Annotated in this window: 17 protein-coding genes; all 17 read left to right on the forward strand. The window is 29.9% G+C overall.

What is annotated here, in order from left to right; translation table 11 throughout:
• Nucleotides 1-190: 190 nt before the first annotated feature.
• The 17 genes from EM932_RS16985 to EM932_RS21265 all read left to right on the forward strand — a co-directional run bounded on the left by EM932_RS16985 (nt 191) and on the right by EM932_RS21265 (nt 17,314).
• The gene (locus EM932_RS16985) at nt 191-868 is read left to right on the forward strand and encodes a response regulator (protein ID WP_135878405.1); all 678 of its coding nucleotides are present in this window, start codon (nt 191-193) and stop codon (nt 866-868) included.
• A gap of 220 nt (nt 869-1,088) precedes the next feature.
• Nucleotides 1,089-2,357 (forward strand): hypothetical protein, encoded by a 1,269-nt coding sequence (locus EM932_RS16990; RefSeq protein WP_135878406.1) that lies wholly within the window; start codon nt 1,089-1,091, stop codon nt 2,355-2,357.
• Nucleotides 2,335-2,685 carry a hypothetical protein gene (locus EM932_RS16995; RefSeq protein ID WP_145988302.1) on the forward strand — a complete coding sequence of 117 codons (351 nt, stop codon included), beginning with the start codon at nt 2,335-2,337 and terminating at the stop codon, nt 2,683-2,685. Before EM932_RS16990 ends, EM932_RS16995 begins: the two co-directional genes overlap by 23 nt.
• The gene (locus EM932_RS17000) at nt 2,678-3,190 is read left to right on the forward strand and encodes a hypothetical protein (RefSeq protein WP_135878408.1); all 513 of its coding nucleotides are present in this window, start codon (nt 2,678-2,680) and stop codon (nt 3,188-3,190) included. Before EM932_RS16995 ends, EM932_RS17000 begins: the two co-directional genes overlap by 8 nt.
• Nucleotides 3,191-3,207: 17 nt before the next feature.
• Nucleotides 3,208-4,332, forward strand: a complete 1,125-nt coding sequence (locus tag EM932_RS17005; RefSeq protein WP_135878409.1) for a type II secretion system F family protein — start codon at nt 3,208-3,210, stop codon at nt 4,330-4,332.
• A 28-nt stretch (nt 4,333-4,360) separates the two neighbouring features.
• Nucleotides 4,361-4,789 carry a type IV pilin protein gene (locus EM932_RS17010; RefSeq protein WP_135878410.1) on the forward strand — a complete coding sequence of 143 codons (429 nt, stop codon included), beginning with the start codon at nt 4,361-4,363 and terminating at the stop codon, nt 4,787-4,789.
• A 1-nt stretch (nt 4,790) separates the two neighbouring features.
• Nucleotides 4,791-5,273 carry a hypothetical protein gene (locus EM932_RS17015; RefSeq protein ID WP_135878411.1) on the forward strand — a complete coding sequence of 161 codons (483 nt, stop codon included), beginning with the start codon at nt 4,791-4,793 and terminating at the stop codon, nt 5,271-5,273.
• A complete protein-coding gene (locus tag EM932_RS17020; RefSeq protein WP_135878412.1) occupies nt 5,273-6,679 on the forward strand; it encodes a GspE/PulE family protein in 1,407 nt (468 codons plus the stop codon). The genes EM932_RS17015 and EM932_RS17020 overlap by 1 nt, the downstream gene beginning before the upstream one ends.
• Nucleotides 6,680-6,682: 3 nt before the next feature.
• Entirely contained in the window at nt 6,683-8,608 is a 1,926-nt protein-coding gene (locus tag EM932_RS17025; RefSeq protein ID WP_135878413.1) for a type II secretion system protein GspD, read from the forward strand.
• Nucleotide 8,609: 1 nt separating this feature from the next.
• Nucleotides 8,610-9,794 carry a hypothetical protein gene (locus EM932_RS17030; protein WP_135878414.1) on the forward strand — a complete coding sequence of 395 codons (1,185 nt, stop codon included), beginning with the start codon at nt 8,610-8,612 and terminating at the stop codon, nt 9,792-9,794.
• 68 nt (nt 9,795-9,862) lie between these two features.
• Nucleotides 9,863-10,324 carry a hypothetical protein gene (locus tag EM932_RS17035; protein WP_135878415.1) on the forward strand — a complete coding sequence of 154 codons (462 nt, stop codon included), beginning with the start codon at nt 9,863-9,865 and terminating at the stop codon, nt 10,322-10,324.
• Complete coding sequence (locus EM932_RS17040) at nt 10,308-11,273, forward strand: fibronectin type III domain-containing protein (protein WP_135878416.1); 966 nt, start codon at nt 10,308-10,310, stop codon at nt 11,271-11,273. The genes EM932_RS17035 and EM932_RS17040 overlap by 17 nt, the downstream gene beginning before the upstream one ends.
• Nucleotides 11,274-11,284: 11 nt before the next feature.
• Nucleotides 11,285-11,782: a hypothetical protein gene (locus tag EM932_RS17045; protein ID WP_135878417.1), complete on the forward strand. Its 498-nt coding sequence runs from the start codon at nt 11,285-11,287 to the stop codon at nt 11,780-11,782.
• On the forward strand, nt 11,775-12,284 hold the full coding sequence (locus EM932_RS17050) for an OmpH family outer membrane protein (protein ID WP_135878418.1): 510 nt from the start codon (nt 11,775-11,777) through the stop codon (nt 12,282-12,284). The genes EM932_RS17045 and EM932_RS17050 overlap by 8 nt, the downstream gene beginning before the upstream one ends.
• An 87-nt stretch (nt 12,285-12,371) precedes the next feature.
• Nucleotides 12,372-12,974 (forward strand): hypothetical protein, encoded by a 603-nt coding sequence (locus tag EM932_RS17055; protein ID WP_135878419.1) that lies wholly within the window; start codon nt 12,372-12,374, stop codon nt 12,972-12,974.
• Between the two features lie 4 nt (nt 12,975-12,978).
• Nucleotides 12,979-14,988, forward strand: coding sequence for a fibronectin type III domain-containing protein (locus EM932_RS17060; RefSeq protein ID WP_135878420.1), 2,010 nt, complete (start codon nt 12,979-12,981; stop codon nt 14,986-14,988).
• A gap of 10 nt (nt 14,989-14,998) precedes the next feature.
• Nucleotides 14,999-17,314, forward strand: a complete 2,316-nt coding sequence (locus tag EM932_RS21265; protein WP_135878421.1) for a fibronectin type III domain-containing protein — start codon at nt 14,999-15,001, stop codon at nt 17,312-17,314.
• Nucleotides 17,315-17,322: the final 8 nt, after the last annotated feature.

Raw genomic sequence — 17,322 nt, forward strand, 5'->3', positions numbered from 1 at the left:
GCATATTTTATGTTTGTTAAAATACTATGAATGAAAGGAGTTTGATGTTATTATTAAACCTGAAATTAAAATTTTTATTAAAATGTATAAAAGAAGTGATTTAATACTTAGTTTTTTTGGATGATTGGGCTAAATTAAGGTAAATTGATTGTGATAAAAATAACTTTTTTTTAATTTAATATTCTCTAACATGAAAAGTCCCTGCAGAGTTCTAATAATTGACGACCATCCATTAATTACAGATGTTTACAAAGGAGCTTTACAAAAAACAACAAAATTAAATAAAACCTTTAAATTTAGTGTTGATGTGGCACATAGTTGTGACACAGCTGTGTTGAAAATTAATGAAGCAGCCAAAAAGAAACCTTTTGATATTGTTTTTTTGGATATTAGAATACCAGCTTCTAAAGACAATAAAATTTTGGGAGGTGAAGATTTAGGTATATTAATTAGGAAACGATTTAAAAACATAAAAATAATAGTGTCTACCAGTTATGATGATAGTTATATGATCTCCTGTATTCTTAAAAATATTAATCCAGAAGCTTATGTGACTAAGGGAGATTTAACTATAGATATATTAAATGAAACTATAAAAACGGTGATTTTAGATCCGCCTTATTATAGTAAAACCGTAATGAAAATTTTGCGTAAGCAATCAGCAAATGACTTTGTTATTGATAATATTGATAGGAAGATCCTGTATGAACTATCAAACGGTACTAAAATGAATGAATTACCAAACGTTTTGCCTCTTTCGATTGCTGCACTAGAAAGAAGAAAACGAATATTAAAAGATGTTTTCAATGTTGAAGGTAAAGGAGATAGAGATTTACTACAATTAGCCCATGAAAAGGGGTTTATTTAATTAATATCCTCATAACTTAAGAAATTAATCTTTAAAATTTGATTAAAAATTAGGCCTATTTATTAATAAGCCCTTACTGAATATGCCCTAAAATTAAAAGTAGTTAAAGTAAGGAAACACCTTTTTATTTTAAGGGATAACCCTAATTGTTTTAATAATGTGACCACTACTTTTAACTAGGTTCAATTAAAGTAAAAAAGGAAATATAATTATTAAATAATTGAAGAATAAATTAAGAAATAATAAGGATCCAAAGCATTTGTTAAAGGCGTCTTCTTTAATGAATGCTATTTTTGTTTGTGTTATTATTTCCGTTTTTAGTGGTTGTTTTATTTTAATATCCCATTATCAAAGTGTTTTGAATAACAGGCTTTATTTACAGGAAGACTTAATTAGTAAAAATGAATCGGCTTTCAATTATTTTTTGAATAATAATGAATGGGTTTCTTATGATGAAATTAAGGAGATTACTGTTTTTGATGATGATGACATTTCATCTTTTATTGAGAAAAAAAATTGGGGCTTTTACGATATTTTAATTTGCAAAACTGTTTTTAAAAATGACACTATTCACAAAACAGCTTTAGTCGGAAGTATTAAAAAAGAGGTGGATGATTTGGCATTATATGTTACAGATTATGATAAACCTTTAAAATTATCAGGTAAAACAAAAGTTTTAGGAGATATAAAAATTCCTAACGGTCGTTCTGAACAAGCCTATATTAACGGGCAAAAAGGAAATGCTTTAACCCTAAGGGGCAGGCAATTAAAATCTAAAGACAAGCTTCCAAAAATTGATAAAACTATCAAAATGGATGTTTTAGGCTTACCTCGCATATCATTTAACAATATTAATGAAGAAACGATATTAATTAATGGGTTTAATAACGTAACTAAAGTTTTAGACCTTAATGGTATAGCTTCGCTCAAGGATATTACATGTAAAGGTAATTTTATTTTGTATTCCATTAATGATTTAGAAATTGATAGTTCTGTAATATTAAATGATGTCGTTATAATAGCTCCTGTCGTTAAAATTATTTCAGGATTTAAAGGTAATGTTCAAATCATAGCAACCAAAGAAGTTATAGTTGAAGAAAATGTATCATTAATGTACCCTTCCAGTATTTATATTAAAAATGATACGGATATCGTTTCCGTAGAAATTAAAAAGAATAGCACATTAATAGGAGGTATTGTAATAGATGGTAATACTTATAGTAATTCTTTAGATCGCAAATTATTTATAAACGAGAATACTACTATAATTGGTAATGTGTATTGCTATGGAAGTACACAACTAAACGGTAATATTATAGGAAGTATTTATACAGATAGATTTTTTTTAAAAACTGAAGCTTCTAATTATGAAAATGTCATTTTAAACGCAAGTATAAACAAAGAGAAGCTTTCCGATAATTTTGTGGAACTTCCATTATTTAATAACTCATTAGATAAAAAAACATATGCAGTTATTAAAGAATTTTAGGATTTTGAAAGCCTCATCATTGGTAGAATCTGTAATAGCAATATCTATTATTTCTATTTGCGTTTTAGTTGTTTTCATGGTTTATCTGAATGTTATTAACCTAAACAAATCGGTTCATTATTATAAAGCTAAACATACTATTGAGTTTTTAACACAAGAAATTATAAAACAGCAAGATTATGAAGATAATATCTTTAAATATGAAGGTTATACCGTTACTAAAAAGGCAACCATCGATGATGAAGATCAAATGGTTTTGCTATCATTTTTAATACAAACAGGACATAACGAGTATCAAGTTAATAAACTAATTCCTTACAATGAATAAGCGTGTGTATTTGAAAGGGTTTACTATTCTAGAAGCATTAATAAGCTTGATTCTTATGGGGATTATTATTACCCTAAGTTATACTGTGTTCAATTTAGTTGAAAAACAAATGACGCTTTTTCAAAATGAAAACACAAGTGTTTTACAATACAACTTATTTAACATAGCTATTAAAAATGACATTTATAACGCGGAAAACTTTATTCAGAATGATAACCAATTATTATTAGAGTATTATAATGGGGCAAGTATAAATTATCAAGTGTCAAAGAATTTTATTTTAAGACATCATGATATTAAAACGGACACTTTTAAACTTAACGTTTTAAGTCATAAGTTTTCCCAAAGTGATATTACCAAACCTCTAAATAAGATACTCCATATTTCCATTGAAGTTTTAGGTGATTCTATCAATACAAATTATTATTTAAAAAAGGATACAGCCAATACTATCAATAGCTTTTATTTTAATGAAACCATAAACGAAAATTTAAACGTGTTATAAAATAATAAAATAAATAGTTGAAAATTGAAATAGGTACATATCATCCAAAAGAAAAGAAGAAAAACGTGTTTAATACGGATATTAATTTTTCTACCTCTGTTTTTAAACGATTTTCAGATAAGCAAAAAGAGGATTTTTATAGAGAATTTTCAACCCTTATAAAGTCTGGAGTAGATTTTAACCAAGCTTTAGAAATATTGACTGGTCAACAAAAATCTAAATTTATAAAATCTATTTATAAAACCATTAATGATGATGTGGTTAAGGGGAAATCACTTCATCAAGCCATACAAAATTATAAATACTTTTCGCCTTACGAATATTACAGTATTAAAATAGGTGAAGACACAAGGCGATTACCTGCCATTTTTGATCAACTCCAAAAATTCTTTTCACGAAAAATTAAAATGAAAAGGCAAGTTGTTTCTGTTTTAGCATACCCTGTGTTTGTATTACTTATAACATTTGGTGTGTTATATTTTATGCTAAACTTTGTGGTGCCTATGTTTGCATCAGTTTTTCAGCAATTTGGAAAAGAACTACCAGAGATTACACAATTTGTTGTTAATGTCTCAAACAATTTTAATGTTATAATTTCAGTGATACTAGGGGTTGTTTTACTAATGTTTGTAACTCATAAATTATTAAAACAGCATGATGTTTACAAAAGAACAACATCAAAGATACTGTTAAAAACCCCTTACTTTGGGAGCCTTATTAAAAAGATATACTTAGCACGATTTTGCCAATCTTTTGGGCTTTTATTATCTGCTAAAACACCATTAATTACATCTATAGAGTTAACAGAGAAGATGATTTCATTCTATCCATTAAAAAAGGCATTATCTCAAACTAAAAAAGACATTCTAAAAGGAGAAACTTTAGCCGATAGTTTAAAGAAACATACTTTTTTTACTCCCAAAATAATCTCATTAACGGCTATTGGAGAACAAATTAATGAGTTAGATACGATGTATGATGGATTGGCAAATCAATATAATGATGATGTAGATCATTCCACTAAAATGATAGGAACCATTTTAGAACCCATAATGATTGTTATTATAGGCGGTATTGTAGGTTTTATAATGATTGCGATGTACTCACCAATCTTTAATTTAAGCAAAGTCATTCAAAATTAGAAGATGTTAAATAATTTAAAATTAAAAAATGAAAAAGTTAATATTAAAGTTAAAGAAAAAAAAAGGGCATTTAAAGGCATATTCTATGTCGGAAATCCTGATTGTACTCTGTATTATAGGTATTTTAATTTATCTAGTTGTACCCAATCAAACATCAGTAGTTACAAGTGCTAAATCTATTGAAGCACAGAATATGTTGAGTATGATTCATGGTTTAGAAAAAAGCCATTTTTATCGTCACTCTAAATACACTGCAGATTTTAATGAATTAGGGTTTGAAGAAACTTTAACCATAGATAAAGGAGGGCAAGCGGTATATAAAATTGAAGTTATAGAAGCTTCATTAAATAGCTTTAAGGCAACAGCAACAGCATTGCAGGATTTTGATGGTGATGGGGTTTTCAATACTTGGGAAATAGATCAGGATCGTAAGTTAAAAGAAATTGTAAAAGACTAATATGATACTTAATTTGGAATATATTTTATTAGTAATAGCATTACTTTTCGTTTTGTATTTTGATACGAAAAAACGAACAATACATGTTATTTTACCAGTACTTATTTTTTGTTTCTCAGCATTAATTAATTACACTTCTAGTGATTTAAGATTAGCAGATATAATTTATAACATTGGTTTTTTACTTATTAATATATTCGGTCTGATACTTTATTTTTCACTAAAAGCAAAGAAATTTGTTAACCCAATAGATCATTTAATTGGCTTAGGAGACATCCTTTTTTTTATAGCAATAACACCTCTTTTCAAACTTGAAATATTTATTCCATTTTTTATAGTAGGCTTATTATTCTCATTGTTGTTATATGGAACGATCTTATTGCTTAAAAAAATAAAAACTATTCCGTTAGCAGGTTATTTAGCATTATATCTTGTCATTAATATAGTGATACAAAATGTATTTAATATTAACCTATTTGTTTAATGGATACAGCAAAAATAGACCAAATAACTTTATCTATTAACTTACAGCAAGCTATTGGTTCTGAAATGGCAAATCATTTTTTAATAGTTCCAAAATCTGTTTCAGAAACTGAATATGTATTCTATATCGATCAAACACAAGAATTAGAATTACCAAGTATTAAAGAAGAACTTAAGTTACTTTTTAATAAGCAGATAAGCTTAGAGATTGTTGATTCTTCTATCATTAAAAAAGCGCTTTCTATTTACTATAGAAAGAATGATTCTCAGCCAAAATTAGTTTCTTATGGGAACGATTTTTTAGAAGATTTAATTTTTGAAGCAAAACATATTAATGCGAGTGATATTCATATAGAAATATATGAAGAAGACGTAAGAGTTAGATTGCGAATAGATGGTCAATTAATCGAGAAAAATAATATAAAAAAAGAAAGCTATTTAGAGTTAATTAATCAAATTAAAATTAAATCTAATTTAGATATTACAGAAAAAAGACTACCTCAAGATGGCCGAATAGAGTATGATGATTTTGATATAAGAGTTTCTATTTTACCTACTCATCATGGAGAAAAAGTAGTTATGCGTATACTAGGGAGAGATGCCTCTCATTTAGATATCTATCAATTAGGGTTTGAAGATCATGATTTGCCACTTTATCTGGAAGCTGTAAAAAAAACGAATGGTATTATTTTAATTAGTGGCCCTACGGGTTCAGGAAAAACCACCACTTTATACGGAACTTTAAAACATCTTAATACTGTAAATACAAATATTGTAACGGTAGAAGATCCTATAGAATATACATTAAAAGGTATAAATCAAGTACAATTAAAAGAAAATATAGGACTAACTTTTACATCTGCATTACGATCTTTTTTAAGACAAGATCCAGACATTATTATGTTGGGGGAGATCAGAGATGCACAAACAGCTCAAATGGCTATTAGAGCTTCATTAACAGGGCATTTAGTACTGTCTACAATTCATACTAATTCAGCAATAGGAACCATTTCTAGATTAGTAGATATGGGGGTGCCATCTTTTTTAATAGCAGAAACTATTAACATATCTGTAGCTCAAAGATTAATAAGAACACTTTGTAAAACTTGCAAGAAAGAGCAAGAATTTAATAATGATGATTTACCAATATCATTTAATCCCATTCATAAACTAAACAAACACCATATAGCTGTAGGATGCGATGAATGCTACCATACAGGTTATAAAGGCAGGAGAGCTATTTATGAAATTTTGCCCATTACCAGTGATGTGATAGATGCTATAAAGAAAAATACATTAGAACAGTCTGACATTATGAAAAATAGAAAACTCTCTGATAAAGCTTTTGAGTTATTTTCAAAAGGAATCACATCGTTAGATGAAATATATCCAATACTTATCAATTAAACTATGTCATACAGAACGATAATTGTAATTATATCTTGTATTATTTTTAATGTAAGTTTTTCTCAAACTAATATTAAAACATTTACTGAAAAATTAGAAGAACTTTCAAAAACAAAGGAAGGGTTACAAGATAATATCAGAATTGATTTAAGTGGTCTGACGCTATATGATTTTATTAATGCTTTAGCAGAAGAACATCAATTAAATGTTAGTGTAGACTCAAATTTAAATCAACTTGTTACAAGTAATTTTTATGACGTCAATATAAAAGATGTCTTTTTATTTTTAATTAAAAAACATCAACTCGAAGTTGATGTTGCTAATAATATTTTGATATTTAAAAAAAGGCCAGAAGAAATTGTTGTTAAAAAGCCTAAACCATTAAAAAATATAGATGTTACTTATAACGAGCAAAATAAATTTTTATCGGTCAAACTAAAAAATGATTCATTACCAAGGGTCGCTCAAGCAATTACAGATGCTTCGAAAAAAAATGTTGTATTAGCGCCAGATATTAAAGATCAAAAAGTATCAGCATATATTTTAAACAGACCAATTGATGAAGTGTTGGAAATGATGGCAAAATCAAATAGTTTAGTTTTAACTAAGGATGAAAACGAAAACTACTATCTCGAAAAGGCTATTATAGCACCACAAACCCCAACAGCCACAACATCACGTTCTAGCAGAAGAAGCCGATCCACAAGTGGTAGTTCTACAAACCAAGTAAATTCTGGTGCTTTTGAAATTAAAACAAATACACAAGGGTTTCTGGAAATTAAAGCTTTTGAAGCCGATGCCGCAGAGATCATAAAAGAAGCAGCTGAAAACCTAAACATTAACTTCTTTATGTATAATACGCCCCAAGGTGTTATAACAACTTTAGTAGCCAATGGTATTACGTTTGATAACCTATTAGATCATCTTTTTAAAGGAGAAAACTATACTTATAAAAAATCAGATAATTTATATTTAATAGGTGAGCATGCTACTGAGGGGCTTAGAATGACAGAATTGGTACAATTAGAAAATAGAACTATTGAAACCGTTTTGGCCACATTACCTACCGCTGTAACCCAAACACTTGAAATTAAAGAATTTGTAGAACTTAATGGTTTTGTGGTTTCAGGATCAAAAAATCAGATCCAAGAGTTTAAAGATTACATATACGAAATTGACCGGGTAGTACCAGTTATTCAAATAGAGGTTATTATTGCACAATATCAGAAATCCTATGAAGTACAAACAGGATTGCAAGCTGGGATTAATAATGAACCAGGAGCTACGTCCGGAGTTCTTTTTCCAACAAGTGATGTAAGCCTTAATGCCACATCGGTTAATGGGCTAATCGATGCATTTAATGGCTTAGGGATTGTAAACCTTGGCAAGGTTTCCGAAAAATTCTATTTAAATTTAAAAGCCTTAGAGAATAACTCGCTTATTAAGTTATCATCTACCCCCAAGCTAGTAACGCTCAATGGACATGAAGCCACATCTTCTATAGGCGAAACTAATTATTACTTTGAACAAAATAACAGATTAATTAATTCTGGAGTAAATAATAATATTCTTCAATCTGGTACTTGGAAATCTACTGAAGCAAATTTGAGTATAAATATTAAACCTTTTGTGTCTAAAGATGAAAATGTAACACTGACCATTTCAGTTGAGAAAAGTTCATTTTTGGGAAGGGCTGGAGAGAATGCGCCACCAGGCAAATCTACTCAAAAATTTGAATCGATGATTAGTGTTAAAAATAATGAGATGATTCTTTTAGGGGGTCTGGATGAATTAGAAAACGAAAACTCAGGAACAGGCACACCACTACTATCAAGAGTTCCCATAATTAAATGGTTGTTTAGTGGGAGAAAGAAAAGAAAAGAAAAATCGAAGCTTCATATTTTTATTAAACCTACTGTTACTTACTAAAATGTTGCTAAAAAAACTAACAAACATATTTAATGATAATAAATACTATGCGTTAAGTATATCTAATGTTAATGGAGTATCTGAGTATTATTTAATTACGCTACTATTTAAAGACAATGAATTAAAGGTTGAAGATCGATATAAATCTAAAAATATTGATGATGCCTTTAAGGCACATTTAAATAAAAACTACCCGGTTCTTTTGCATATTGAAGGAGATAATATTATAAATAAAAGCGTTGAGAATAAAGCAGGATACAGGAAAAATTTGATATTTAAGTCGAATCTTGATGACTTTTACTTCTATGAATATAAACAAGAAGAAACAGTATTTGTATCAGTAGCAAGAAAAGAACTTATTAACGCCTTTATAAAAGAAATAAACACATTAGACGTTTTTGTAATTGATTTGTCCTTCGGGCCTTTTGTAATGGTGAATTTGCTCCCGGTTATAAAAAAACATTCGAGTATTTCATCTACTATTTATACTATCGAAATAAATGAAAATAGGCTTCTTTCTTTTAAAAATGAGGGTAATTATGAAAACCAATACATAATCAATGGAGATACTTTCAACACTAATGAAGTACCATTAATAGGCGCTTTTTTAGGTTACAAATTTCCTAATAATATTATTGAGTTTGATACTGATTTTTTGAGTAATAATGCAAGCGAATTTAAATTTAAAAAATGGTTTAAAACAGCGTATATTTTCTCGATTTTCTTTTTTTTAATATCACTTTTTACAAGTCATTTATTGCACAACGTTTATGTAAACGCTTTAGTTGAAAAAGAATCAGTTTATGCCTTGTCTCAAGAAACCACTACAGAGATTAATAAACTTAAAGAAGAAAAGAAACTAAAAGAGAAAATACTGGAAACTACTAATATTAGTAACAAAAGTTTTATCACGAAATATGTAGTGGATATAGGAAATTCAACACTTCCAGAAATTACATTGAAAAAAGTTCACGTAATGCCTAAATTAAAAAAAATAGAGCATGATAAGAAGATAGACTTCCACTTTAATATTATAAGTATAACAGGAAAAGTTACAGATGATGAGACTTTTAACCGTTGGATTAAAAAAATTAAGAAGCTTAAATGGATTGAGAAATTAGACATTGTTGCATACTCACAAGAAAATAAAATAACGAATGAATTTATTCTAAAAATAGAAATTTAAAAGTGTTTAATAATCTAACATATAAACGAAAATTTTTCTTAGCCATTATTGGCTTTATTTTACTTTTTATGGCATCGTATAAAAAAACGTTCAAGCATACATTAGCAGCTAAGAAAGAACTCAACCAAGTAAAACAAAAACTGGCAAGCACTGATAATTCATTTAATAACCTATATGCTTTAAAAAATGACATTAAGGCTTTAGATAAATTGATAGGCGGACGTTCTTTAAGTCCAATACACGTGCAACAAAAAATTCTAGATTTTATTTCCAAAAAAGATATTACACTAAATATAGTGTCAATTGAGGACGTACATATATACAGAGATGAGGAATTTTTAATTTATTCTAACCAAATTGAACTTGAGGGATCTTATGAAGCACTTATAAAATTACTTTATGAAATAGAAAAGAATTTTAAAGATTCTCGTGTAGTAAGCTCAGAATTTTACTCAAAAAAAAATTACAGGACAAACAAACAAACTCTTTTTTTAAAAATAATATTACAGAATTATGAAAAAGCTAAATAATGTAACCCTATTACTAATCTTACTTTTTATATCATTCGGTTGTGATGATATTTTAGAAGAAGATATTACTGATGATATCGTGCAGATTATATCTCCAAGAGAGGGAGCAACGATAGAAGGTAATACAGCTCAATTTTTATGGCAAAGCATTGAAGGTGCCGATGGTTATAGAGTCCAAATAATAGGAAGTAACCAGAGGCAAGAAGTAGATTCTTTAGTAACGGTGCTAAACTTTACGTATAATTTAGATCCCGGAGATTATCAATGGCGTATTAAAGCTGAAAACTTTGCTTATGAAACGGATTATACTTTTCCTATAAATTTTGAGATGCGTCCTTCAGATGATTTGTCTAATCAAAGTGTAGTACTTCAAACACCCACAGAAAATTTATATACTAATAACAAAAATATCATTTTTACCTGGGAAAGTTTAAGTAATGCTGATACATATACATATGTATTAGCTAAAAAGACAGGTGGGGAACAAACCATTTTTGAGCAACCAGATATAATTAAAACAAGTTTTAATATTGACCCTGATAAAATTGATGAAGATGCCGAATATATATGGAAGGTAAAAGCTTTTAATACAACATCTAATACATCTACGCCCTTTTCAGAGCATATTCTTTTTATAGATACAGTAATCCCTAATCAACCAACATTATCTGAACCATTAGATGAAGCCAAAGTAGTTCCATCTTCTATTACTTTTAATTGGACAAATGGAGCAGATTCAGGAATTATTAAGTCGGCAATAACGAATACTTTAGAAATTTCTACAGACTCTAATTTTAATACTGTGATTCATTCAGCTAAAACGACAAACAATTCGGCAATATATGAATTCACTACGTCTAATACCTATTATTGGCGAGTAAAGGCTATTGATGCAGCTACTAATGAAAGTGATTATAGTATTGTTAGATCTATTATTGTTGAAAACTAAATAGGCATCATTTGAAAAAAAAATATTTAAATAGTGTTTTAATAGTGTTTCTCATAATCATTTGGGGAGCTGTGATATATAAATATTTTGGTAAGTCAGATACTTCGAATAAAAATATAGGAAATAATGTGGCAAACATAAATAATCAACCCAAATACAACATAACTAAAGATACTTTTTTGCTGAAAATAATAAATAAATTTCCCTTTAAAGCTTCAAAAAGAATTAGAAAGCCAGTACAAGCAACTAAAGTTAAAGCTTCACCCCAAAAGACTGTTCCTAAACACATAAAAAAAATAAATACAGTTTGGCCAGATATAAGTTATCACGGTTTTGTTAAAGGAAATCATAAAACGACACGACTAGTTTTATTAAAAATAGACAAAAAACTTTACAGAAAACGAGAAAATGAAACTGTGGTTGATCTAACCTTAGTAAAAGCATATAACGATTCTTTAATAGTATCATTCAATAATATAAAAAAAACAATAACAAAAATCCATGACTAATCTTAATCGCCTTACTCTGTCAAATACTATATTAATAGTAATTATCATTATAGTAATTTTAATTAATTATTTACAATTCAATAATCAAAAAGATATTGTTTATATAGACAACATTAAACTCTTTAATGGATTCAATATGACCAAAGATATTAAAGTCGTTGAAGAAGCGAAAATTCGTAAAAAAGGAAAAGAGTTAGATAGTTTATATGCTATTTTTCAGACTATAAAAGATAAAGAGAATAATAACTTTAAAAGTTTACAGCAACAAATCGCCTATAAAAGTAAAGCCTTTCAGGAATTACAAGATAATTACTCACATAATTTAAGTGAAAATATTTGGAATAGACTCAATAATTACATAAAAGAATACGCACAGACTAATAACTTAAAAATTATTTTGGGAACCAGTGGTAATGGTAATGTGATGTTTGCTCAAGAATCTATAGATCTTACAGATCAAATTTTAGAATTTTCCAATAGAAAATACGAAGGTAATAATTAAGGTTTTTCCTTAAACATAATACGGCGTATCCCTTGTAAGCTTTTTTGTGCTTTTTTTAGTTTTAAGGAAACTTTAACAAGTCATTTTATGAAGCTTTTTAAAAGGTGTATTTCCTCAATATCTTTTATACTATTACTCGCATTTAGCACCTCTGTTTCATGTAATAAACACTCTGGCTCTAATAAACTTCCAGATTATAAATTCTTTAATTTAAATCAACAAGGTTGGAAATCTAAACGTGTTACACAATTTGTTAATGATATAAATTATACGGCTACAGAAGTTCCTATACAATACTATCTTTTAAAAAATAATCAAAGTAATTATGCTAAGGTAGATTCTCTTTACCAAAAAAATATAAGGGAGCGGATTATAGAAATAGAATTTCTGCATGCAAACCAATCAGATTTATTACTAAAAGATTATACCAAGAGGTCTTATGAAAATGCTGTAAAGTACATGGCATTTACCATCGAAAAAGATTTTACAGTGGTAACCTCTTCAAACGATACCATACCATGTTCCGGGGTTAATTTTGAACGTAATTTTAAAGTAGCACCATTTAAACGAGTGTTGCTATACTTCAATGATATCAATCCTAATGATAACATAAAACTCATATATCAAGACCAGTTGTTTGGAAATGGGATTATAAAATTCAATTTAACAGATTCACCTTTAAAAGTTTAAAATTATGAAATCAATTATAAAGTTGATTATCCTACTTATTTGTAGTATTTCATTTGCCCAAACAAATCTTTTAGATACGTCTAATTGGACAATAGGCACGGGTTCTGTAGCAGGTTTTAATAGAACTGGAACAGATGCAGAAAATATTAGAGAAATGGGTGTAGGTCCTCATGGAACCTCAGTGCTTTTATGGAAAACAATTCCTGAAGCTACTGGAAATTCTGGTGCAGGGGGATGGAATACAGATCTTATAAATATAGATCCAACTAAAACATATCGCTTTACAGTTTGGTTAAAAAAAACGAACTCATTTGATGGAAATACCCCTTTTCGAGCAAGAGCAGAAGATAACTCAGGAAATATAGTAGTTAATAATCTTGATGGAACTTCTAATGGTAATCCTTATTTTGGGGGTGCAAATGTTCCTGTTCTCGATCAGTGGTACTTGCTGGTAGGGTTTATGCATCATGATTCTTACACAAATACTGTTAGTATTGGTGGTCTTTATAATGGAACAACTGGAAATAAAGACCAAGATGCAACTGATTATAAGTTTCAATCTACGGCTACTAAAATATATCAGTCAATTTGGCTTTCTAGTAATACTAATATTAATGATTCTCAATTTTATTATGCCCCAACTATGTACGAAGTCAATGGGCAAGAGCCAACAATACAAGAGTTAATTGATGGCCCTGATACGCAAACTCCAACAGCCTCAACACTATCTAGTACAGGACAAACAGCTACCACAGTGGATTTAAGTTGGGAAGCCTCAACAGATAATATAGCCGTTACAGGATACAAAGTATACAAAGATGGTATATTGGAAGCTACTTTAGGTAATATATTAACCTATCAGATAACTGGACTTGCTGCTTCGACCGCTTATAATTTTACAGTAACCGCTTTAGATGCTGCTGGTAATGAAAGTATATTAAGTAATCCAATAAATATCACAACAAATAGTGGGCCTTCTGTTTCAATAAATCTTTTAAATACGTCTGGTTGGACTTTGGGGACTGGTTCTGCACCAGGGTTTAGTCACAGAGGTTCTGAGCAAGAAAATGTTAGAGAAATGGGAATAGATCCCCATGGTATCTCTGAGTTATTATGGAAAGTAGTACCAAATGGTGATAATGGTGATTCAGGAGGATGGGATACAGGTCGCATACCCATTAATAATACAAAGACATATCGATATACTGTTTGGATCAAAAAAACTAATTCTCAGGATGGAAGAACTTTTTTTGGTGCAAATTCATACGATGCATCTGGGAGTTATTCAAGTTTGGATTTTAATGGAAACTTTTATTTTGATGTGTCTGATCCTCCAACTTTAGATGACTGGTATTTGTTTGTAGGGTACATTTATCAAAGTGATATTACAAACGGAGACAACCTTGGTGGTTTTTATGATGGAGTTACAGGGTATAGAATTTCAACTGCAAGCGACTTAAAATTTAAGAATGACAATACAGAACTTATTATTACTACACATTTTTATGATGATACAAATACACTAGATAATCAATTTTATTATGGACCAACATTATATGAAGTGAATGGGCAGGAGCCAACTATTCAAGATCTTATAAGTGCACAACCTGGTAACAACCCATCAACAAATGCAGGTTACTGGAGTCTTAATAATCAAGATATATATTACAATACAGGTAATGTAGGTATAGGTACAACAATTCCAGATTCTAAATTTACAGTAAAAGGAAGCATTCACAGTGAAGAAGTAAAAGTAGATTTATCAGTTCCTGCGCCTGACTATGTTTTTGAAACAGATTATAATTTACAACCATTGGAAAAACTTCAAAACTATATTAAAATTAATAAACATTTACCAAATATACCAACAGCTAAAAACATGGAAGCTAATGGAGTTGAGTTAGGTATTATGAACATGAAACTTCTGGAAAAAATAGAAGAGTTAACGCTTTACATTTTGCAGCAGGAAAATCGTATAAAAAAAATAGAAAAATTATTAAATAAAAATAAATAACCAATTATTTATGAAATCAATTATAAAATTAATCTTCTTATTTATTTGTAGTATTTCATTTGCTCAAACCAATCTTTTGGATTCTTCTACATGGACAGAAGGAACAGGTTCCGTACTCGGGTTTAACAGAACTGGGGTTGATGAAGAAAACATAAGAGAAATAGGGATTGGGCCTCATGGTACATCAGTGCTTTTATGGAAAACAATTCCTCAAGCTACTGGAAATTCTAATGCTGGGGGGTGGGATACAGACCTTATGAATATAGATCCAACTAAAACGTATCGTTTTACAGTTTGGTTAAAAAAGACGAACTCAGATAGTGGAGCTACTTATTTTCGAGCAAGAGCAGAAGACATTTCAGGTAATTTAGTAGTTAATAATCTCGATGGAACTCCTCATGTTAACCCTTACTTTTGGGATGGAGACCCTCCTGTCCTTGATCAGTGGTACTTGTTGGTGGGGTTTATGCATCATGATTCTTATGCAAATACTGTTAGCATTGGTGGTCTTTATAATGGAATAACTGGAAATAAAGACCAAAATGCAACTGATTATAAGTTTCAATCTACAGCTACTAAGATATATCATTCGATTTGGCTTTCTAACAATACTAATATTAACGATTCTCAATTTTATTATGCTCCAACTATGTACGAAGTCAATGGGCAAGAGCCAACTATACAAGAGCTTATAGATGGTCCCGATACCCAAGCCCCAACAGCCCCAATGCTTTCCAGTACCTCTCAAACAGATACCACAGTGGATTTAAGTTGGACAGCAGCTACAGATAATGTAGCCGTTACTGGCTATAAAGTATATAAAGATGCTGTTTTAGAAGCTACTTTGGGAAATGTATTAACCTATCAAGTAACAGGGCTTACAGTATCAACATCTTATAATTTTACAGTCACCGCTTTAGATGCTGCTGGTAATGAAAGTGTAGTTAGTAATATAATAGCTACCACCACTAATAGTGCAATAACAGGGAACCTTTTAGATACTTCAACTTGGACAGCGGGAACAGGTTCTGTAGCTGGTTTTATTAAATATGGACCTGATGAAGAAAATATTCGTGAAATGGGAATTGGACCGCATAATACTTCGGTGCTCTTATGGAAAACTATTCCAGATGGGTTAGACTCAAATGCTGGAGGATGGAAAACAGATTTTAAAGTGATAGATCCAACTAAGACATACCGCTTTACAGTTTGGATGAAAAAAACAAATTCAAACGATGGAACTAGTTATTTTGGTTTGTTTGCTGAAAATTCATTAGGTGATAGAGCTACTAACCTTTTAAATGGGACTGCTAACAGCAATCCTTATTTTCAAATTACAGACCTCCCAACACTCGATAATTGGTACTTACTAGTTGGTTATATACACCAAAGTACTTATGCAAATACAAATAGTATTGGAGGTACTTACGACCCAGTCTCTGGAAATAAAGTACTTAATGGCACAGATTTTAAATTTCAGTCGGATGCTAGTACAATTGCTCATAGAGTATTATTGGCCTCTGGAAATACATCAGACAATCAGTTTTATTATGCCCCTACTATATATGAAGTCAATGGACAAGAACCGACGATTCAAGAACTTATTGATGGATCGTCAGATACTCAAGCACCAACAGCAGTTCCAACATTATCAAATGCAGCGCCAACCGATACGACAGTGGATTTAAGTTGGACAGCAGCTACAGATAATGTAGCCGTTATTGGCTATAAAGTATATAAAGATGCTGTTTTAGAAGCTACTTTAGGTAATGTATTAACCTATCAGGTAGCAGGGCTTTCAGCATCAACATCTTATAATTTTACAGTTACGGCTTTAGATGCAGCAGGTAATGAAAGTGTGGTTAGTAATACAGTGGTTATTACTACAAATAATAGCTCAGAAGGCGGTTCAGGAAATTGGACTTTAAGCAATCAGGATGTGTATTACAATACAGGTAATGTAGGTATAGGAACTTCAACACCAGATGAAAAACTAGCAGTAAATGGAAATATCCACACCAAAGAAGTACGCGTAGATTTAAATGGTTGGAGTGATTTTGTTTTCGAAAAAGATTACAAGTTACCTACGTTAAAAGAGGTTGAGAAACATATCAAAGAAAAAGGACATTTAAAAGACATTCCATCTGCTAAAAACGTAGAAGAACATGGCATACTATTAGGGGATATGAATGCGAAACTCCTTCAGAAAATTGAAGAATTGACACTATATATTTTGCAACAACAAAAAACATTAAATGAGCAAGTTCAAAAGAATAAAACACAGGAAGAGCGATTAACAGAATTAGAGAAATTGACAAAGAAGTAATTATTCTT

This window comes from Flavivirga rizhaonensis (assembly GCF_004791695.1).
In the GTDB taxonomy this organism is placed as follows: domain Bacteria; phylum Bacteroidota; class Bacteroidia; order Flavobacteriales; family Flavobacteriaceae; genus Flavivirga; species Flavivirga rizhaonensis.